This is a genomic window from Cohnella algarum, from assembly GCF_016937515.1.
Taxonomy (GTDB): domain Bacteria; phylum Bacillota; class Bacilli; order Paenibacillales; family Paenibacillaceae; genus Cohnella; species Cohnella algarum.
On sequence record NZ_JAFHKM010000002.1, the window covers coordinates 1,013,738 to 1,032,620 of the forward strand.

Annotated in this window: 21 protein-coding genes; 1 reads left to right on the forward strand and 20 read right to left on the reverse strand. The window is 45.0% G+C overall.

The features are described 5' to 3' along the window. From JW799_RS04635 to JW799_RS04725, 19 genes are all read right to left on the reverse strand, one after another. Entirely contained in the window at positions 1-1,167 is a 1,167-nt protein-coding gene (locus JW799_RS04635; protein ID WP_205428824.1) for a glycosyltransferase, read from the reverse strand. A 16-nt stretch (positions 1,168-1,183) separates the two neighbouring features. After that, complete coding sequence (locus JW799_RS04640) at positions 1,184-2,278, reverse strand: glycosyltransferase (RefSeq protein WP_205428826.1); 1,095 nt, start codon at positions 2,276-2,278, stop codon at positions 1,184-1,186. A gap of 17 nt (positions 2,279-2,295) precedes the next feature. Continuing rightward, positions 2,296-3,708, reverse strand: a complete 1,413-nt coding sequence (locus tag JW799_RS04645) for a CDP-glycerol glycerophosphotransferase family protein (protein ID WP_205428828.1) — start codon at positions 3,706-3,708, stop codon at positions 2,296-2,298. Then, positions 3,705-4,109: a glycerol-3-phosphate cytidylyltransferase gene (gene tagD / locus JW799_RS04650; RefSeq protein WP_205428829.1), complete on the reverse strand. Its 405-nt coding sequence runs from the start codon at positions 4,107-4,109 to the stop codon at positions 3,705-3,707. Before tagD ends, JW799_RS04645 begins: the two co-directional genes overlap by 4 nt. A 23-nt stretch (positions 4,110-4,132) precedes the next feature. After that, complete coding sequence (locus JW799_RS04655) at positions 4,133-6,496, reverse strand: hypothetical protein (RefSeq protein WP_205428830.1); 2,364 nt, start codon at positions 6,494-6,496, stop codon at positions 4,133-4,135. After that, positions 6,493-7,491, reverse strand: coding sequence for an SDR family NAD(P)-dependent oxidoreductase (locus JW799_RS04660; RefSeq protein ID WP_205428831.1), 999 nt, complete (start codon positions 7,489-7,491; stop codon positions 6,493-6,495). The genes JW799_RS04655 and JW799_RS04660 overlap by 4 nt, the downstream gene beginning before the upstream one ends. A gap of 39 nt (positions 7,492-7,530) precedes the next feature. After that, the gene (locus JW799_RS04665; protein ID WP_205428832.1) at positions 7,531-9,393 is read right to left on the reverse strand and encodes a motility associated factor glycosyltransferase family protein; all 1,863 of its coding nucleotides are present in this window, start codon (positions 9,391-9,393) and stop codon (positions 7,531-7,533) included. Then, on the reverse strand, positions 9,390-9,989 hold the full coding sequence (locus tag JW799_RS04670; RefSeq protein WP_205428833.1) for a hypothetical protein: 600 nt from the start codon (positions 9,987-9,989) through the stop codon (positions 9,390-9,392). Before JW799_RS04670 ends, JW799_RS04665 begins: the two co-directional genes overlap by 4 nt. A gap of 128 nt (positions 9,990-10,117) precedes the next feature. Beyond that, entirely contained in the window at positions 10,118-10,939 is an 822-nt protein-coding gene (locus tag JW799_RS04675) for a flagellin N-terminal helical domain-containing protein (RefSeq protein WP_205428834.1), read from the reverse strand. Positions 10,940-11,040: 101 nt separating this feature from the next. Next, positions 11,041-11,457, reverse strand: a complete 417-nt coding sequence (locus JW799_RS04680; protein ID WP_205428835.1) for a hypothetical protein — start codon at positions 11,455-11,457, stop codon at positions 11,041-11,043. Next, positions 11,444-11,833 carry a flagellar export chaperone FliS gene (gene fliS / locus JW799_RS04685; protein ID WP_205428836.1) on the reverse strand — a complete coding sequence of 130 codons (390 nt, stop codon included), beginning with the start codon at positions 11,831-11,833 and terminating at the stop codon, positions 11,444-11,446. The genes JW799_RS04680 and fliS overlap by 14 nt, the downstream gene beginning before the upstream one ends. Positions 11,834-11,881: 48 nt before the next feature. Next, positions 11,882-13,384: a flagellar filament capping protein FliD gene (gene fliD, locus JW799_RS04690; protein ID WP_205428838.1), complete on the reverse strand. Its 1,503-nt coding sequence runs from the start codon at positions 13,382-13,384 to the stop codon at positions 11,882-11,884. 36 nt (positions 13,385-13,420) lie between these two features. Continuing rightward, positions 13,421-13,816 carry a flagellar protein FlaG gene (locus JW799_RS04695; protein ID WP_205428840.1) on the reverse strand — a complete coding sequence of 132 codons (396 nt, stop codon included), beginning with the start codon at positions 13,814-13,816 and terminating at the stop codon, positions 13,421-13,423. 13 nt (positions 13,817-13,829) lie between these two features. Further along, the gene (csrA, locus tag JW799_RS04700) at positions 13,830-14,078 is read right to left on the reverse strand and encodes a carbon storage regulator CsrA (RefSeq protein ID WP_205428842.1); all 249 of its coding nucleotides are present in this window, start codon (positions 14,076-14,078) and stop codon (positions 13,830-13,832) included. Beyond that, positions 14,065-14,529, reverse strand: a complete 465-nt coding sequence (gene fliW / locus JW799_RS04705) for a flagellar assembly protein FliW (protein ID WP_205428844.1) — start codon at positions 14,527-14,529, stop codon at positions 14,065-14,067. The genes csrA and fliW overlap by 14 nt, the downstream gene beginning before the upstream one ends. A gap of 28 nt (positions 14,530-14,557) precedes the next feature. Continuing rightward, on the reverse strand, positions 14,558-14,959 hold the full coding sequence (locus JW799_RS04710) for a DUF6470 family protein (protein WP_338026343.1): 402 nt from the start codon (positions 14,957-14,959) through the stop codon (positions 14,558-14,560). Positions 14,960-15,036: 77 nt separating this feature from the next. Beyond that, complete coding sequence (gene flgL / locus JW799_RS04715) at positions 15,037-15,927, reverse strand: flagellar hook-associated protein FlgL (RefSeq protein WP_205428846.1); 891 nt, start codon at positions 15,925-15,927, stop codon at positions 15,037-15,039. A 12-nt stretch (positions 15,928-15,939) separates the two neighbouring features. Continuing rightward, entirely contained in the window at positions 15,940-17,517 is a 1,578-nt protein-coding gene (flgK, locus tag JW799_RS04720; RefSeq protein WP_205428847.1) for a flagellar hook-associated protein FlgK, read from the reverse strand. Between the two features lie 35 nt (positions 17,518-17,552). After that, the gene (locus JW799_RS04725; RefSeq protein WP_205428848.1) at positions 17,553-18,050 is read right to left on the reverse strand and encodes a flagellar export chaperone FlgN; all 498 of its coding nucleotides are present in this window, start codon (positions 18,048-18,050) and stop codon (positions 17,553-17,555) included. Between JW799_RS04725 and JW799_RS30395 the strand changes: the two genes are divergently transcribed. Beyond that, the gene (locus JW799_RS30395) at positions 18,039-18,437 is read left to right on the forward strand and encodes a hypothetical protein (RefSeq protein ID WP_476695925.1); all 399 of its coding nucleotides are present in this window, start codon (positions 18,039-18,041) and stop codon (positions 18,435-18,437) included. The genes JW799_RS04725 and JW799_RS30395 overlap by 12 nt on opposite strands. Positions 18,438-18,458: 21 nt before the next feature. Here JW799_RS30395 and JW799_RS04735 read toward each other — a convergent pair whose 3' ends face one another. After that, positions 18,459-18,872 (reverse strand): TIGR03826 family flagellar region protein, encoded by a 414-nt coding sequence (locus JW799_RS04735; protein WP_205428849.1) that lies wholly within the window; start codon positions 18,870-18,872, stop codon positions 18,459-18,461. Positions 18,873-18,883: the final 11 nt, after the last annotated feature.

The following is an 18,883-nucleotide window of genomic DNA, read 5'->3' on the forward strand; positions in this document are numbered from 1 at the left end:
TTAGTGGCAAAAAATTCGGGGCTGCTTATTTGCTTTTTTGAATTCGGCATTTATATTAGCAGCTATCTCCTCCGCATAATTAAAAGAGCCCACTACAAAATTATCAATTTCCGACTTGACAGCCTCTTCGATAGATACAATGGGAACATGAAATAATGTTCTTCCCCAAGTTTCTTTTTTACTATCCACAAACAGCTTCACATCAATGTCGTTCTGTAAGAGCATTTGAAATAAGTCCTTTGCGAATTCTCCTGTTCCATATAGGATAACGGTTCCAACTTGATTAAACTTCAACTGCTTGAAGATCGATTTCTTGGCATGTTCTATTAAGTACATCGTTTGAAGGTGGTCCGTTGAGCTGTTTATTTTCGCAATATTTATTAAGTGACCTATGCCCATTTTTCCTTCTCTTAAATCTTTCCTTAAGTAATCATTTCTTATTTGCGTAGCTACTTGGTTGTGTTTAGTCGTAAGGCCAAAAATCGTATTGCTGTAAACACCTGTTTTGAGGGAAATTCTGTGATGATAATTGGCAAGAGCTTCATTAATGAGATGAATATTAAATTCGCTTAAAAACCGAAGATAAAAATCCCAATCCCCCAACACGGGCAACTTTTCATTGTAATACCCGACGCAATGATGAACATGCCGCCTATATACAATTGATATTGGCACAATCGTATTTTGAATGGCCATCTCCGCTAAGCTTATGCTTTGTAAATTCGGTTTCCATAAATCTTTGGAATGAATACGAATTTCATCTCCATCGATTTCTTCGATTACTCGTATTATTTTAGTTGCAACTCCGCCAAAGTCCTCGCCCTCCGCACTTTCTAAAAAGCTTACAGTCTGCTCTAGAAAGTCTGGCTGTAACGTATCATCGTCGTCGTGTATAAGTATGTAAGAACTGTCTACTGCTTTTATGCCGATATTGGAGGCAGCCTCCATGCCTTGAGAAACTTCATTATGGATAATAACAACTTTTTTTTGTATACGACTAGGCAGCTCTGAAACTAATTTCTCAACCGTTTCTTGTTCGCCTCCATCATTTACGATAACATGAACCCAGTCACAGAAAGTCTGGTCTGCAACGCTTTTAAAAGCTCTTTTTAACATAATCGGTCTATCTTTTGTTCTCGTTATAATTGCTGCCTTTGCAGTATGCACGCGACATTAGCTCCTTTTATTTATATGTAGTCAGCACTTTTCTTAATGGCTTTAATGTTAGTCTCAATGCGTTTTTAGTTTTGTAAAGTTTCAGATTATTCTCCGCGTCCATATAAGTCGGTCTAATCTTTAGAGCCTCTTCAAATAATCTAGAGGCTTCCATATATTGTTCATTTAAAGACTTAATACAACCAAGATTGTTGTAACCTTCTGCTAGGGTACGATTTTGTTGAATAGCACTTTCAAAAGCACTTTCAGCTTGATAAAGGAGTCCCAACTGATAAAAACATACTCCTTGCAGAAAAAAAAGGACTTCATCTTGTTCAAAATTCTTCTGGAGTAAGGCTGAAGCTTCACTATATAATCCGATTTTCATTAGTATTTTGGCATTTAAGATTGTTTTGCTTAACCTATCGAAAGACGATCTTTCAACAGTCTTAAAGATCTCATCCTTCCCAACATTCTTAACAATTTGTTGTTCTGCTTCCATTTGTTTCTGATGTCGATTTGTTAGATTCCTATCGTGTCTTCGATATTCGTAAAGAGCTTCGGGAATGTAATGAAACTCGTATCGTTTCGCCATTTCTATAGAGAGATAATAATCTTCCGCATGTACCAAATTTTCAGGATATGGAACTGTCTCAAAACATTTTCGCCTGCCCATTATTGCGGGTAAACAAGGAATGACTTGTCGATCCAACAGAGCAGCCAGGAAATCCTCTTTATTTATATAAACTCCTTCACTGGACAGCCGGTTTATAATTATACCCGTTTCGTTAATTACGTTGACATCGCAATAAACCATATCTGCCAGAGAGTTCGAATCCAACACTCTAGCTTGATATTCAAAGCGTTCAGGCATACTTCGGTCGTCAGCATCATGTATGGCTATGTAGTCTCCGCTTGAATACGTAATAGCGGTATTTCTGGCTTTTGACGGGCCCTGATTGTTTTGATAGATATAGGTTACTTCCCTATACTGTTGAATAATCGACCTAGTTTGATCAGTCGATCCATCGTCTACCACGATAATTTCGTCCGGCCGGCGAGTCTGAGTTAACAAACTTTCGATGGCTTCCGCTATATAAAGCTCTCCATTGTATACCGACATAACAGCGCTTATTCGCCTCATGAAACCATCCTTGCCTCAACGAATTGGCGGATCATGTCCCATACTCTTTCCGCAGAGTGTCCGTCCTGATAGTGATGAACAAGATTACGTATAACCTTTCTTTGCTGATCGTGAGAGTCTCTTCCCTCTAAAGCATTTAAAATATAGTTTTCCATCTCTGCTTGCGAGTTCGCCTTATCCCCGGGAGTCCACCAATCATAAGGCTCCAAAAGAAATCCTCTTGTGCTCCGATACTCCTCCAAGTCGGTCGCCGTAAATAGAATCGGACGATTCAATAATAAATAATCGAAATAAATGGATGAGTAATCGGTGATAAGCATACCTGCTGCATTTAATACCTGATACAAATCAAGAGCATGTTCCTCAAGCAAGGCATCATTTATTAAATGAATATTCGGATGCTGAATTGCTTGATCCATAAAGGATTGCTCCTCAAAATTGTGTAGCTTCACAACTAAAGCAATATTATTGCGCTCGAGAAACTTCTTAAAACGAAGATGATTAAAGTCTTCAAAATCAAAAAGCCGGCTCCAATCACGAGCCCCTTCTATCGTTCCCCTGGATTGATATGTCCTAAAAGTAGGCATATAGAAAAGAATTTTTTGGTTGTTAAGAGAGACATTTAACACGTTTTCAAGGCATTGCCGACCGTTCGAGTAAAACAAATAATCATTTCTAGGCACGCCTGTTATATAAAATTGGCGGCCTCTTGCAGGAAAACATGCACTCATTAATGTCGTATATAAAGCGGAATAGGACGCAATTCCTTGCACCTCAAGCCAAGATTCGACATTAGCGGAGTCTTCTGTTTGGATGTTCATTCGCCCCATAGCTTTAAGCGGAAACCCGTGCCATAGTTCAATGTTGATGTGATCGCCCTTAAGAGTGAAGTTGCGATGTGTGGTAACCACGACATCCGCATGGGCGACGTTATTTTCGCTATTTTCGGTTATTAGCTGGACTTCAAACTGTTCCTTTATTTTATCTGGAATAAACTCGTATAAAGCTCGGGCATTGCATCCGGAAAAACTGTTTGAAATCAAAGCAATTTCCGGACGAGCCTTTTTACGACTAAATTGAGTATATAATGAATCCAATACGGACTTATGGTAATTTTGGACCTGATCAGAATAATGGCGATAATAGAAAGGAATTATTTTTTTCGGTTCTACTCCAAATTGAATCAATTGCTCTGAAATCGGTTCTACGAATTGACTGGCAATAACCACATAATCAAATGTTAGATGAGAGATTTGGTTAGGCGAATAAATTAAAGCCTCTCCGATTGAAGAACCCGCCAACTCAAAATTATTATCCAAATAACCTACAATTTTCGATTTAGATAAATCGAGATTGGATACAAAAGACCTGGCGCTGCTACCGGTACCGAATACCACAATCTTGATCATGTCACCCCGTACCCTTCTCTTTGCAAATCCATTTTAATCTGGGTTGTCGATATTTCCGGAGTTCGCGGCAAATAGATCACTTCGCACACTTCCTGCAAGGAGTCGAATTTTCCCTTCCAATCGTCTCCCATAACAAGCGCATCGATCTTATGATGAATAATATCCTTCTTTTTCTGATCCCAACTGTTTTCCGGAATGACTTCATTTACAAAAACAATGGATTTTAAGAGCAGCAAGCGATGCTCATACGAAAAGTAGCTTTTTTTTCCTTTTATTTCATTAAACGAATCGCTGGAAAGTCCGACAATCAAGTAATCGCCTATTTCGCTTGCTCTTCTAAGCAGGTGAATGTGCCCGTAATGGAGCAAGTCAAAAGTTCCGTAGGTTATGACTCTTCGCACGAAAACACCCCTCCAAGAACATTTTATACAAGCGATTCGTAATCAATAATGGTAAGTACTTTATTGACTTCCTTGCTCTTTTGTTGAAGCAGCGTTCTTATCTGGATCATATAGGCATATGATGCAATGATATAGACCGAAGCGGTTAATTCAAATGCTTTATCAAGAGACATAATTTCAATTCCTTCAATGTAACTCCCCCATAATTGGGGATTCGAGTCAACTATGCAACTTATATCTACCTGGGAAGTTCGAAGCAATCGAATAAGCTGGCTTCCTATCTCCCCTCCGCCGTATACAATTACTTCTCGGAATCTTTTCGTGTAAACATACTCATTTAGTTCTGCGATCATTTTTTTCTGACCGGTAGAAGCTTTAAACAATCTGTTCAAAGAAGCATTGGGGTATACCCGTTCAACCATGCCAGCCGGCCACACTTGGCTGTGAGGCCTATTCTTTCTTAAAAATTGATCAGGTCCTATTTTTTTGACTTCTTCTAGTTGAATTTCTGTCATTAACGGCGATAATGAAATCCCGTTTACAAACTCGTTTTCAAAATATAAGTCGCCCAAATGAGCGGCTTCTTGATAGGTAGGAAACTCCATAAGCCGAGTTACTAGGCGATGAAGCTTAGCCCTTTCTTGAAAAAGTTCCTCAAGGAGAAAAGGTTTCTTGCTTACGAGATCTAAAAAGTGCTCTTGGAAAGTTAATATGCCTTTATGGGTCCAAAATTTTTCTTCCCTATTGGTTTTCTCATTCTCCAGCACCTCTTGAACGGGATAAACGAGACCCCCTTTTTCCTGGTAGCCTGTGGTAGTCCCAACATCTTCCATCAATAAAAGTTCAATTAATGCAGGTGTCCAGTTATTGCTGCGAGTATAATCCGAGGCCACGCCAGCTTGATTTACAAAACCGCAAATACGCGACTCCTCCATGTAGTTTTCCAACGATCCCCTTGAAGTGAAAGTTAAGGCATGATAAATGGGGTCGGACATGACTCCCGAAAGTGCCTGGTCTAACGCTTTTCCAATATTACCGGAGTGACCGATATCCACAGTCAAAAATGGACCGCTAAGATCATATTCCTGCTGAAGATATTTAATAAATGTATTTTTAGCCTTTCGGATCATTTCGTTAATATGATTAAGTCTTTCTGGTTCTTCGAGAAAAACAATAATTTCTTCCTTCAGTGTTTTCCCGCTTGCCATTTGGATAAATGTCGCTTGGGATAACTTTTCTTTCTCAAACCGTTTAAACGGGAGAGCGATGTGATATCTTTTAAATAATGCGCCTACGGTTAACGTACTTTCTTTGTTAAAGATTTGTTCGATTTTGCTTTTATTTAATTCCCCATGTCCAGGAAGAAAACTAGCGCGCCTTGAAGTAAACAGAGGCTTTACAACAATGTCTGTTCTCCCCTTCTCTTTCAAAGAACGTTCTAGTAGCTTTTTAAAAACCCCAGCTTCTCTCATCAGTGGGTAAATATTCTTTATCCGTTTGCGATCAGCAAGACGAATGACCCATTCCGAATAAATAACTAGCAGCGGACCCAATACGGCAGCCCCAAACTCAAACCAAAATTGTCCCTTTGCAGGGTATGCAGCCGATAAACGGCTAGCAATTTTCCTCAGGGATAATATTTGAGGAGCTGGAACGCCTCCATTGGCTCGTTCTCTCTCAAAAACCGTCCCTAATTCTTTTCTTGAATCATAGTGAATTGCATGAATGTTATGTTCCCTAGCATTAAAAACATCCGAAATCAGATTATCGCCTATATGTAATATCTCATTAGGATTGATATGATTAAACTGAGCTAAAAAGATACTATATAAACTTTTATCGCTTTTACTGCAATTATATTCATTGGAAACCATAATATTTTGTACGATGGAGTAATCAAAGCCTGTAGAAGCCAAGATCGTTTTTAATTGTTGCGACGATAAATACATATCCGACAAGAGTACGATGTTTATCCCTTGCTTATAGACATCTTGTAATAAGGAATTTATAACCGGGTTTAAATACAAACAACTTATTTCGCATTCAAGTTCAATTTGTATCATTGCGTTTGAATCGGCAACAACCCAGTCAGGAATCACTTGGTAAATTTCGTTTAAGTTTACTTCGGAAAAGCCGTGCTGGGCTTTCTTTTCTTTTTTGGCTTTTTGTTCAGCATAAATTCTTATTTCCTTGAAAGCCTCGGGCTCAATCTCGCTACTTAATAATCCGCGTTTACGCAGTTCTTCTCCGACTTTTACAAAAACATCTGACGGCTGATCAACTGTTCGCAAAAGTAATGTATCGAATATATCACAGCTTATTATAGCTAGTTGGTTTTGGAGAGATTCGTATAGTTTATAAATCGGGTCTTGCTGATAAAGCTTCATTCTAGCAGACCCTCCTCCAGTATCCATTTTCGTAATAGTTCCTTATGAATGGCTTGTTCCTCGAATGAACGCAGGAGAGAAACCGGCTCCGTTCGTTTTGTTTTAATACCTTTATGTATCGAAGGCAAGATGTACATGCTTGTGTCCTCAATAACGTGCTTCTTTTCGTCCTCGGTCATTAATTCCTCGTACAATTTTTCGCCGGCTCTAATTCCGATTTCGTTTATGGCAATCTCATCCGCAATTCTATACTTTTTAATCATCTCTTCAAGGATAACTTCCGCCAAATCCTGGAGCCGAATAACGGGCATCTTTAAAATAAAAATCTCTCCGCCGCTTGCCCTCTCGTTAGCTTCCAATATAAGTCGGATGGCTTGGTTCGGCGTCATCATATACCTCAACATGCTAGGGTCTGTAATGGACAAGCTCCGATTCTTCAAGATTTGACTTACAAACAAAGGGATAACCGAACCTCTGGCCCCCATCACATTGCCGAACCGAACGGCGGAGAATACAGTCTGCTTGGGACCTTTTTGGTATTCCGATGCGGCGATTAATTTTTCCGCCATAAGTTTAGTGGCTCCGTACGTGTTCGTTGGTGAAATTGCCTTGTCTGTGCTAGTGAATAAAACCTTTTTAACTCCGGAATAAAGCGCGCTTTGAATGACATTTTGCGTTCCGATGACATTCGTCTGCACAGCCTCAAACGGATTATACTCACATGCCGGGACATGCTTCATCGCTGCTAAGTGGAACACGTAGTCGATGTCTTCCATAGCCCTAGTCAGCCGATCAACATCCCGAACATCGCCGATCAAGTATCGAATGTTATTAAGTTCCCGAAGTGACTGTTGCATTTCGAACTGTTTATGTTCGTCTCGGCTAAAAACACGTATAACAGTCGGTTCATCTTGCAGAAGTCGACGAACGAGGTGTTGTCCAATCGTACCAGTGCCACCGGTAACTAATATTTTTTTACCTTTGTAAAAAACCACTCTCCAAAACCCCTCTGTTATACTTAAAAAATGGAAATGTTAACCTAATTGCAAAAGTATCTCAACTAATCTATCCAAGTGTGCTCTCAATAATGGGGATATTTCATCCCACCCTTGCATAAAAGGAGTAAGCAATTCTACAAGTATTGTGACCTTCACTCGAATTTCTTTCTCATCCAGCATGTCCCGCCAGTTTCTGTCAAGATAATTCAACTCACGTTGAAAGAAGAACCCATATACAAATTTAAATGACTCATCGTCAATTATTGGCTTCCAAATCTCTTCAAAACGGATTAGCCATTTCTTTAGAGTAAGTTCATCCCCTGTCTTAGTGAGCTTATCTGCTATAAGAATATGCCTCTTTAGTGATTCAACCCCATGTTCGAAATGAAATGATTTACGATGCAATTCAAACACTCTGCTTCGTATCGCATTCATTCGATTTTCATCGTATTTCTTTGCGTACAATTCAATTAGTTTATTAAACCAATCATCCTCAAACTGTGTTGAAGATTTTTTTTCATATAATTCATCCAATGATATTCGATGAGTGTTTTCAATCTTTGCCCCAACATTGGACGCATTATAGAATGTGCAATGCGGATTCATATAAATTAGTTGCTCAATCCCTTGCCTTGATACGGTCATAATACGATTGGAGCGATTCATTCCTCCATTTACATTCAGAACTTCTTCGGTTGATTGGTTCATTTTTCGTTGTAATACATCAGTTGGCGCATGAGAAACGCCTTCGGAGTAAAATTGATTATTGGGGAATGAATAATCTTGCCCAATAAATACAATTTCATTGCATCCCAAGAAAATAGCCGCTTGAATTGCAGTACCGCTTACTGTTGCTGTAGAAGCAAATATCGGATCGGAATCTGTTAATCCCATCAAAAAAGCAGTAGGAGCATCCAAATTAAAAAAGGCATGTATTTTATATTTGTTTTTTTCTCTTAAAACTCCAGAATGTACAGTTGGGATATAGAGTAACGGAATATTTCGAAGTTCTAAAGTTGTAAAAGCCCTATAATTATATTCTCCCGGATCCATTGTCACTACTAAATCCGGTTCAATATCAAATTTTCGCAAGGCCATTATGCTAGTACCTGCCGCAATGATTAATGCATGATTCTTAAGACGACGAAGAGAGTCCTTTTCCATCTCCAAAGATGGACCGGAACCGACTACAATAGCGGGAATTCCATGACATACACCCTTCATGCCCTTAATCGAAGGAGTAAGTAAGTTAAAAGCGGTATTTAAGATCAAATTACGAGCCCAATCCTTCCGAAAGCGCTCTAGCGTCCTTAACGAAGAGGCCGCCGAAGCAGCTGTCTGGGCGATAAGTTGACGGTAATTTTCAATAAGCCCCGGATAAGCAAGTTTGTAAACCGGAACATCTACTAATCTTAAGTTATTGCTGGATGTATTAAACGCGTTTTCGATGAATTCGACTTGGGTTTCCAGAGTATTACCAATCCCGAACATGGCAATTTGCTTGTTCATTAAAATCGATCGAAGGTCGCGCTGTTCGAGCGCATAGAGAAGAGTGTCTACGTACGGTTCGTAAAGATAGACCCTTTTCTCCGGATACAACTTCAGAAAAGCCTCCAGATGGTACCCTAAACCAAATCCACAGAACAAAACATCCTTCGTCTCTGATACAGCGTCAGCAAGCGACTGAGCCCAACGATCGGCCTCTAAGGAAGGATTGTAACGACTGTATAGACTTTGCCAAGATCCGGATTCCGTAACAACAGATGCGATGGGCTCGCCGTTTTTGGCGATTTCAGGACGAATGGCTGCCTGATCATACGACTTTCCCCGAATCAGTTTATAGATTTCCGGATACTCTTCACGCAAAAACATTAAATTGTCGGCAGCGAATTTTCTCATACGGTCACCCTGGATTGAATAGCATTCTCTAGATGTTGGAGAAGTTCTCCAAATTCATACTTAATCAAATCTCCCGCCGCAACTCGATCTTCGCGACCTAAGACGGCTTCCAACTCGGCCAGGAGCTCCGGTATTCGACTTGCAAACACGGCAAACGGTTCTTGTAAAGGCTCCGTGCCGTTAACGCGATTAAATTGAAGCAGGATAATATTAACCGCCTTTTCGACCCAACCGATTCCTTCAATTAATTGAGAAAAGTAACCCCAGTCGTCCGCGGTCATTTCGCCGTAAAACAGATCCGAGATCGAGTCGATAGCCCGATTTACGCGAGGCAAATATTGATGTAGCTCCTGAAGCATTTCCTGGGTAAGCACGTCCCCATTTATTGTTGCAATACGAACTTCTTGTATCTCCTGCATTCTAAGCAGCAATTCATTCTCGTAGCCTTCGTGAAAAACCGTATTATCGATCGTAACCTCTTGCACAATTTCATTACGCTCGTAAAGGGTGGCAAAGACACGATTGAGCCGTTCTTCGCGTCCCTTCGCGTCCATATTCGACAAGTCCAGCTCTTCCTGGAGATAAAAAACCTTCATGGGATCAGCACCTTTATTGGATTCGACGGTTACATCTTCTATACGTATAAATATCGGCAAAAAACGACAGAAAGTGAATAGAAAAACTCCCCAACCGGATAGGTTGAGGAGTCGGAAATTGTTTCCTATTAGCCCAACAGACGCAGGACGTTTTGCGGCAGCGAGTTCGCTTGAGCCAGCATAGCCGTACCGGCTTGAACCATGATTTGTTGCTTCGTGAAGTTGGTCATTTCTTTGGCCATGTCTGCGTCGCGAATGCGGGATTCGGAAGCGGACAGGTTTTCGGCGTTGACGCCGACGTTGTTGATCGTATGCTCCAGGCGGTTTTGAACGGCACCCAGCGTAGCGCGTTGGCTGGAAACCGTCGTGATCGCCGCTTGGATTGCGCTCAGTGCGTCTTGGGCACCTGCTGCGGTAGCAACGCTCAGGGTGCTAATGCCAAGTTGGTTCAGCGTCAGACCGCTGCCCAGGTCGGCCGTGATCGTCGTACCTTTTTCCCAACCGACTTGGAACGTCACGCTGGAAGTCGAACCGTTCAGCAGCGTAATGCCGTTGAACTTCGTCTTGCCGACGATGTTGGAGATTTCTTGCAACAGTTGGTCGACTTCAAGTTGGATTTGGTCACGGTCTTCGTCTTGCAGCGTACCGTTCGCCGCTTGCGTAGCGAGCGTGTCCAGACGTTGCAGCATCGAGTGAACTTCGGTCAGCGCGCCTTCAGCCGTTTGGATGAGGGAGATGCCGTCTTGCGCGTTGCTCAGCGCTTGGTTGTAGCCGTTGATTTGGTAGCGCAGCTTTTCGGAGATCGCAAGGCCTGCAGCGTCGTCAGCCGCACGGTTGATGCGGTAACCGGAAGACAGCTTCTCAGCCGTTTTGCCGAGTTGCGTGTTGTTGAAGTTCAGGTTGCGGTTCGTGTTGATTGCACTTACGTTCGTGTTAATAAACATTCCCATACCGTTCATCCTCCATGATAGGTTCTAGTACCGCGTCCTTGCGGTCTATTCCATATATCGGCAGGCCAAGAGCTTTTTTTAATGGGTTCAAATATTTTTTTTTATTTTTTTTCATCGAAATAATAGGCGAATTGGGGATCGCTCTGCATGCCGTAATAGGCGTTCATCAGCTTGAGATGATTTTTCGTATTGCGCAAATCCCCGGTCACTTTGGGAAACTCCGCTTTAATCCGTTCAATTGCCTCCGCAACAACTCGATTCGCTTCTTCGGCGATCGGGAGAATCTCAACCTTGAACATATTTTCGTACTCCCGTTCGCCGATATTTTTTCGGAGAGCTTCGCCGGCAGCCTCCGCAGCTTGTTGCAGTTCTTCGCCTTTCTGCGACAGATGGACGAACTGTTCCCAATTCAAATCCGGAGTATCGAGCAAGCGCAATTGTTCGTTAGCATGTTCGAGAATTCGTTCAAAACAATCGCGCCACTCGACAATCAGGCCCTTCAGATCAGATTTTTCCAATGGACACTTCACTTCCGATCTGATCCCAAGCGGACTTGATTTCCAGCAACAGGCTTTCCGCCTCTGCCAGCGGCTCTTTCTGTTTGCGTAAATTCGCTTTTACGAGCATGTCGATCACGTACAAATAAATTTGCTTGAGATTGGCGGCTACTTGGCCGCCTTGCTCTTCATTAAGACAAATAATAAGTTCGGAGACGATTTCCTGGGCGCGAACAATATGACGATGTGCGAGCATGATCTGCTTGTCGTCTATCGCTTTTGCGGCATGCGCAATATTGGACAACGCCGCTTCGTACAGCATTTGGATCAGACGATGGGGAGAGGCCGTTTCATATTTGTTTTTACGATACGCTTGGTAGCCTGCTTGATTTAACAATATCGTTATCCCCTTAAAACTTTATTTGGTTGCATTTTTATTTCCGTCTTAGTTATAGAAGGAGCTTACGATTCCGGTCAAATAACTTTGCGTCCCTTGCAAATTGGAAAGGGAAACTTCCATGTTGGAAAACTTCGCTTTAAGAGATGCTTCCTTCACTTCCAATCGATTTTTCATTTGGTCCATCTGATCGGTTATAAACGAAATTTCGGAGTCGTACCCGTCGATCTTGTTTTTGAGAATTCCCGAAGAAAAACTCGTCCAAGTCGTCAGGTTCGTATTAAAGACCTGCGCGATACCGCTTGCCTTGCCCTCATCCTTCCCGTTATAGCGGAACAGTTGAATAACGCCTTCCGGATTGTCGCTGAGCGCTTCCTCAAACTTCTCGCGGTCGAACGTGATTTTGCCGGTCATCTCGCTTGCGGTAGTTACTCCTTTATCTACTTCAAGGCCGACTTCGAAAAGATACTTATACGCAAAGTCGGAAGAACCGGCTGCTCCTCCGTTCGTTTGGCCGACTTGCCCGGTCAACCAGCCCGAGATTTGATTCACGAGACTGTTCAGCGTCGAATCGGACTGCAGCGTCGTTCGGCCATTCGAATCTTTGTACGCTTTGGCTTCCTTAACGGCGTCTATAATATCATTGTAGGCGGTGACAAACGCCTCGACCGCGTCGCCGATCGCTTTCGTGTCCGAGTTGACCGTAACCGTCGTCGTTCCATCATCCACCAAAGTAAACGTCACGCCTTCGATGGCATCTTTCACGGTGTTCGAGCTGGAGGTGACACTCACCCCGTTCACCTTTAAAACGGCATCTTGCGCGCTCGTCACTTCGTTTTGAATCGTTGCGGCAGTGTTGGTTCCGCCAAACAATCCGAGCGCTTGCAAAGTGTTGAAACCGCCGGAAAACGTGCCGGCAGTCGCCGTCGAACTTTCATCATACCGGATGGCATTGCCCTCGCCGGACTTTTTCGTGGTTAATACAAGGGAAACGTTATCGTCCGACGTTTGCATGACGGAAGCGGTAAGGCCCGTATCGCCGCTGTTGATCGCGTTTTTGATGCTCGTTAACAGTTCCTTGTCCGTTTTCGCGCTTGCCGCCAATTCGCTTACTTTGATCGTTACGCCGTTTATCGTAATATCTTGCGCGGTGGCGAAGCTGCTCTTCAAGGTCGTTCCCGAGGCGCTAATATTCGCCCCCTTGATCGAGTGGGCTTGCGCCAGTTGCGTCACTTCAACCTGATAGGTACCGGCTGCTGCTCCGGAGTTTGAAGTCGTCGTCAAAACTTTCGTATCCGAACTGGATGCGGCCGTTTTGGTAAAGCTGCTTGCTAGCGTCAAGTTAAAGGCAGCCGTCTTTAATGCAGAAAGCTTGGTGTTGATCGATCGGAATAAAGACTGCTGATTGGAGTAATCCGATTTCCGGGCCTCCAGCGAGTCGTACCTGTTCTGATCCGAAGCCATCAAAACCTGTACCATCGCGTCCGTGTCCAATTGCGAAAAAATCCCTGTCAACGACATTGCGCTGCTGCTTACGCTGCTTGTTGCCATTTGGAATACCTCCTTGTGTATTCAAATTACAAGTCACTATAGCTTCTTATCCATAAACATACCGATCATTTCTTTCATTTTAATCGACAGGTCGATTAGAAACTCCGGCGGCATGCTCGCCACCACCTCTTGGGATTCCGTATCGACGACTTCGACATACGTTTGCTTTGCTTCCTCGTCATAGCGGAAACGAATCTGCTTTTCATAGGAAATCAGGGAATCGTTAACCTTCTTCAATTCCTTTTCCAGCTTCTCTCGCGCTTCTTCCGACAAATCCTTGAAGTCGAACTTGTTTTCTTTCTTTCCTCCGACAGCAAGCTCTTCGTTTTGTTTACGGCCGCCTTCGAACTTTTTAAATGTCTCTTGTGCTGTATTTCTGGATGATTGAAGTTCGTAGGCGGAACCTCCCTCAACCGGTTGAATTCCGCTCATTTGCGCATCCCACCTAATCTTGTTTATTTGATTTTTTTAAATTCCCCAATAAGTGAATCAGTTGCTCGCCCTGAGCTGCGGGTTGTCCAGCCAGAATATTTTCCTGCCGTATGCTTTCATATAGTTCCTTGCGCAAAATTTGGATATGGGATGGAGCCGTCAATCCGATTTTGACCGATTCTCCTTCAATCGCGAGGATCTGAACTTCGATCTGATCTCCCAGCATAATCGTTTCGCCGACCTTGCGCTTAAGCACCAGCATCCGTTATCTCCTCCTTGCTTCCGCTTGACAGAGGATACCGGACGGGGAGTTCCTGATCATGAATGACGAACTGCACTCCGGATCTGTTCGTCGGGGACAACAATATCGGCGCTTTAAGGTTAACGTAAATCCGATCCTCGATGACGTTGACCACAAGCATCGTAACCACTTCCTCCGGGTGCGCGACCCTTAACAGCTCCGCAGTTTCATCATCGATGCGGAAACCGTATTGCTCAACAGCTTCGGATGCAGGAATTAGAATAAAGCTGATTTGGGCATCGAGGGCATGTAAAATGGAAAACGGGGTGCTTTCGAGTTGAAAAAGCGCGTATCGCTGGATCTCTTGTAGGCCGATAATCCCTTTTTGAAACTCGAAAACCTGCTCCTCGTTCACCTGCAAAGTTCCGTAAACATCGCTTTGGAGCGCAAAGTATGGCTGTTCATGGGTCACGCTTTGTCTTTCCCTTCGGAAAAAAGTTTTAATTCCCTTTCGGAAGGCCGATGACGACAGTCTTCATTTCGAAATTGATTTCCGGCGGGTGAATGCGTATATCGATTTTTGCCGGTTGTTTCGGAAGAGCGTCCAGTACGACTTCCCGGTTTGCGCCGCGCATGTACGTTTGAAAGGCGATTTGACCATACACATTCCCGGACTCTTTATGAATGTCCCGAATACGGCGGCCATTCCGCACTTCATCGGTTACTCCCTGCACATACGCCTTTTCTGCGCGATTTTCAATTTCTTTCCGGAAACTCGATGGCCGCAAGGCTCCCCAATCTTCATAAACGTGGGTCATATCCACGTTCATGTCGGCTTGCCTGGTTTTAATTTTCAAATCGGGGGGCTGGTATCGGACATCCGTTTGCGCAGGGCTTGCCACATCCCGAATCCGGGCCTGTACCTGCCGCGTAAAATTACTCTCAATGCTACTCAAGGATTAGCCCCCCGCTGTCAATTTTATTTCAAGTAATCCACCAACGATACGCTCATAATTTGCGCACCCGTTGCCAAGGACGCCTGGAATACGTTCTGCTTTAGTTGAAGCTGGGTTATCGCATCCGCATAATCTACGTCGGCGACGTTGGAGCGAAGAGTTTGCAAGTTTATCATATTGGATTCGATGCGGCTTTCCATTAGCGTAAACCGATTGGTTCTGGCGCCGATTTCCGCCCGTTGAACCGAAAAGTTGTCCGATGCGGCCAAAATTTTATCGACATCGTCTCCCAGGGCGGTTGTATCATTCGTTTCCAAATGATTAATTAAATCGTCGAATATTTTAAAAACGTTGCTGTCGCTGCCCGCTTCTCCAAATACCTGTTCGCCGGAAATGCTGACCGGCACCTGCACCAGCGGACTTACATTTAGCTGAAATACGCCGCTGTCCGTTTCATCGTTTGCCGCATTCGCCGAAGTGTAGGGGGCTTGGTCCGTTTTTTGCCCATTGAATAGATAGCGGCCGTTATACGTGCTGTTTCCGATCAGCACCATTTGTTCCCGAAGCTGCTTGATTTCCGCTGCGATCGCCAGCCTGGCGTCCGGCGATATCGTTTCGTTCTTTGCCTGCAGCGTCAGCGTATGAGCCCGTTTCAGAATGTCGTCCGCTTGCTGCATGATCGAATCCATCGTGTTCAAAATGCCGCTGCCGGTTTGCGCGTTCGTCAAATATTGATCGCTGCGGTTTAATTCCGTGTCATAGCGCATCACATAGGAGATCCCGACCGGATCGTCGCTTGGCTTGCTGATCCGCTGCCCCGTCGCCAACTTGTTTTGCCAATCATAAATTCCGGTCTGGGTATTGCGCAAATTCGTCAGCAGCTGCGTATATTTCATCGATCCCGTTACTCGCATCACTTAACTCCTTTACCGGCCTACGAGACCCATTTGATTAATGACGCGGTCCAGCATTTCATCCACTGTCGTCATGTGCCTGGCCGCAGCGTTATATGCGTGCTGGAATTTCAAAATATCCGTCATTTCCTCGTCCAGAGAAACGCCGCTGACCTGCGACCTGCGCGTTCCCGCCGCATCCACAAGCTCCTGCTGGTTGTTCATGTTCCGAAGCGCGTTGTCCGCGGTCGTCCCCAACTGGCTCGTCACCGCCCGGAAGTAGTCGTCGATCGTGCCGGAGGTAAGATTGGTGATGTTGGTGGAATAAGCAAACGACTTGTCCCGCAATGTCGTAATGGCGTATGCGATGTCGCTGTTGCCCTTAATCGTTTGATTCGTTCCATCCACCGTCTCGTATTTGCCGGATGCGGCTACTTTGCTGGTGTCGCTCGCGATGACAGGGTTTAATCGGACGTTGCTCATATTAAACGTCGTGCTGCCGTCCGAAGTCGTGAAAAAGGGAATGCCGTTCGTCGCGGGATCCGACGTCCCGTATCCGAGGCTGTGCAGGCCGTTAATACCATTGACGGTAAATTCAACGGCTGAAGTAATGACCGAACCGGCCGGGATGATCGTTCCCGCCGGGATGACCGATCCGTCTTCAAGCGTTACGGCATTGTTCGCCGTCATTGCTTGGGAAGTCGTATACCCGTTTTCCAGCGTGACCGTCACTTCTCCGTTGACCATCGTCTGGACCAAGGCGTTTAACTCGTTCCGAATTTGGTTGATATCCGCTTTTGCCTGAACGTAACCCGCCAGCTCGCCTGAAGTTGCGCCCGTCGCGATCGCGGTGGTTAACGTTACCGCTTCATTGTTCGTCACTGCCGCCGTTCCCGCAACGTTCAGCGTAAAATCGCCCTCCGGCGTTTCGGCGTATTCGATATTGACAATAGAAGACAACTGGTCAAGCAGCAAATCGCGTTGGTCGCGGTAGTCGTTAGCGTTGGCCCCGAGGCTTTCGGCTTTGCGAATATAATCGTTCAACTGCGCGATGTTGGTCAGCATTGTGTTAATCGAGGTTACCTTTGCCGTAATGCTGCTGTCGATATCCCCTTCGAGACTGGTCAAGGATTCGTCCACCTGCTTGAACGTATCCGCCATGTTCGTCGCTTTGGCAATGACGTCGACCCTCGCGCTCAGCAGCGTAGGATCCCGGTTCAACACTTCCCAGGAGTTCCAAAAATCGTCGACGACGCCCCGAATGCCGTCGTCCGAAGGCTCGTTGAGAATCGCCTGGATGGATTCGAGATGGCTGTTGCGAACCGACCAATAACCGAGTCCCTGGTTCTCCCGGCGATACTGCGTATCCAGGTAGTTCTCGCGTATGCGGGTAATGCTGTCCGCCTGTACTCCCGTGCCGATTTGACCGACGGCCGTACTGCTCTGCATGCCGACAGCCTCTTGCGGCCGCGTCGCGGACAGGTTCACGCGTTGTCTCGTATAACCGGCCGTACTGGCGTTGGCCACGTTGTGGCCGGTCGTTTGCATAGCCAGCGATTGCGTCAATAAAGCGCGTTTGCTAGTTTCAAGACCGAGAAATGAAGATCGCATCGTTCATACTTCCTTTCTTTCGCAAAGTCAAATCATTACGCTTTAAAATCGTACGCTCCCTTGCGTCCGGTCGGGGCCGGCGCTTGCGTGGGAATCCGGTATACCGCTTCATCCGGCACGCCCATAAGCAGATCCAACGAGAGCTCCACGAAATCCAATGCCTGTCGGGTCAACGACTGATTGAGTTCGTTCATCTCCTTCAGCTTTCCGGTCAGCTCCGACAGTCGTTCGATGCGCATCCGGATATCCGCCTTATCCTCCGGGTTCGTTGAAATTCGCGCAACCTCTGTCAGAGTCAGGGGCTTCTCGCGTTGCAAACCCGCGGCTTGTTGAAACGAAAGAACGGCTTGCGTCCGCATTTGTTCCGCTTCGGCGATTTTCTTGAGCAGTCTCGATTCCTTCGTCATGATCAACGTAAGATCGTTCAGCCGATCGTTCACGATGCTTTCTTTCTTCTGTTGGGCCAAATCCAGCAATTCCCGATAACATTCCTCATTCAATCGAAGAGACTCCCGAAGTTCATGCAGGCTCACGTTTCGAGCATCCTCCTGTCAGTATCCCTTAAAAAAAGGGAGCATCTTTTCCGCGATTTTGCCCGCCTCCAAAAAATAAGTACCGGAGGAAACCTCGTTCTTCAACGCCTCGATTTTCTTCGCGCGGTCGGCATCTCCGCCGCTTCTTTGGGCACCCAGCAATTCCTTCGCCTCTTCCGAAATTTGCACTTCATCCCTACGGCTTCCGTTCGTTGCGCTGCGCGCGCGGGTTTCGTAGGTTGTATTATAATTTTTAAACAGGGCCATGCGCTGCGATTCGTTGATTTTCAACTCGATCACCTCAAAATAGCGAATCCGGCAAATAAAAAAACCGATAAACTTATAAAAGTATTATCGGTTTACATTTATCAATTATTTAGAGAATGATTAAAAAGCCTTGCCAAGTAATTATTTCTTGTCCTTATTCCAATGGTTGATTTGATAGGCACCCTCGGTCTTTTTCTCATCCGCATGGTCCCGCCCCGTCTCCGCCGTCGCGTTCCGCACTTCCTTGCGAAGCCGCGCCCGGCAGTTGTCGCACATATTCCCTTCGCGAATGAGCGTGCCGCATACCTCGCACGGGTAGGACATGTTGGGGGCGTTATACAGCGAGATGCGCCCTTCCTTGATAAACCGGGTAATCTGCTTGACGGACACCCCGGTCTCGTCGGACAGCTCCGTGATCGTGGCGCCTTTGTTGGCGCGCAAATATTCGATGCACGTTTCATATTCTCTCTCGATATCTTTCATGCAGTTCGGACATATATCTCGAAAATTGCGGGCAAACAACTTCCCGCAGCGGGGGCAATTCGCCAAATCCATCGCAACGAACC

Bases quoted from the DNA above. Each gene is read 5' to 3' on its own strand.
- JW799_RS04640 (WP_205428826.1), bottom strand. From the start codon at position 2,278: ATGTCGGTATACAATGGAGAGCTTTATATAGCGGAAGCCATCGAAAGT.
- JW799_RS04645 (WP_205428828.1), bottom strand. From the start codon at position 3,708: ATGATCAAGATTGTGGTATTCGGTACCGGTAGCAGCGCCAGGTCTTTT.
- JW799_RS04655 (WP_205428830.1), bottom strand. From the start codon at position 6,496: ATGAAGCTTTATCAGCAAGACCCGATTTATAAACTATACGAATCTCTC.
- JW799_RS04665 (WP_205428832.1), bottom strand. From the start codon at position 9,393: ATGAGAAAATTCGCTGCCGACAATTTAATGTTTTTGCGTGAAGAGTAT.
- JW799_RS04670 (WP_205428833.1), bottom strand. From the start codon at position 9,989: ATGAAGGTTTTTTATCTCCAGGAAGAGCTGGACTTGTCGAATATGGAC.
- JW799_RS04675 (WP_205428834.1), bottom strand. From the start codon at position 10,939: ATGGGAATGTTTATTAACACGAACGTAAGTGCAATCAACACGAACCGC.
- fliD (WP_205428838.1), bottom strand. From the start codon at position 13,384: ATGGCAACAAGCAGCGTAAGCAGCAGCGCAATGTCGTTGACAGGGATT.
- JW799_RS04695 (WP_205428840.1), bottom strand. From the start codon at position 13,816: ATGAGCGGAATTCAACCGGTTGAGGGAGGTTCCGCCTACGAACTTCAA.
- csrA (WP_205428842.1), bottom strand. From the start codon at position 14,078: ATGCTGGTGCTTAAGCGCAAGGTCGGCGAAACGATTATGCTGGGAGAT.
- flgL (WP_205428846.1), bottom strand. From the start codon at position 15,927: ATGCGAGTAACGGGATCGATGAAATATACGCAGCTGCTGACGAATTTG.
- flgK (WP_205428847.1), bottom strand. From the start codon at position 17,517: ATGCGATCTTCATTTCTCGGTCTTGAAACTAGCAAACGCGCTTTATTG.
- JW799_RS30395 (WP_476695925.1), top strand. From the start codon at position 18,039: ATGCAGGCTCACGTTTCGAGCATCCTCCTGTCAGTATCCCTTAAAAAA.
- JW799_RS04735 (WP_205428849.1), bottom strand. From the start codon at position 18,872: ATGGATTTGGCGAATTGCCCCCGCTGCGGGAAGTTGTTTGCCCGCAAT.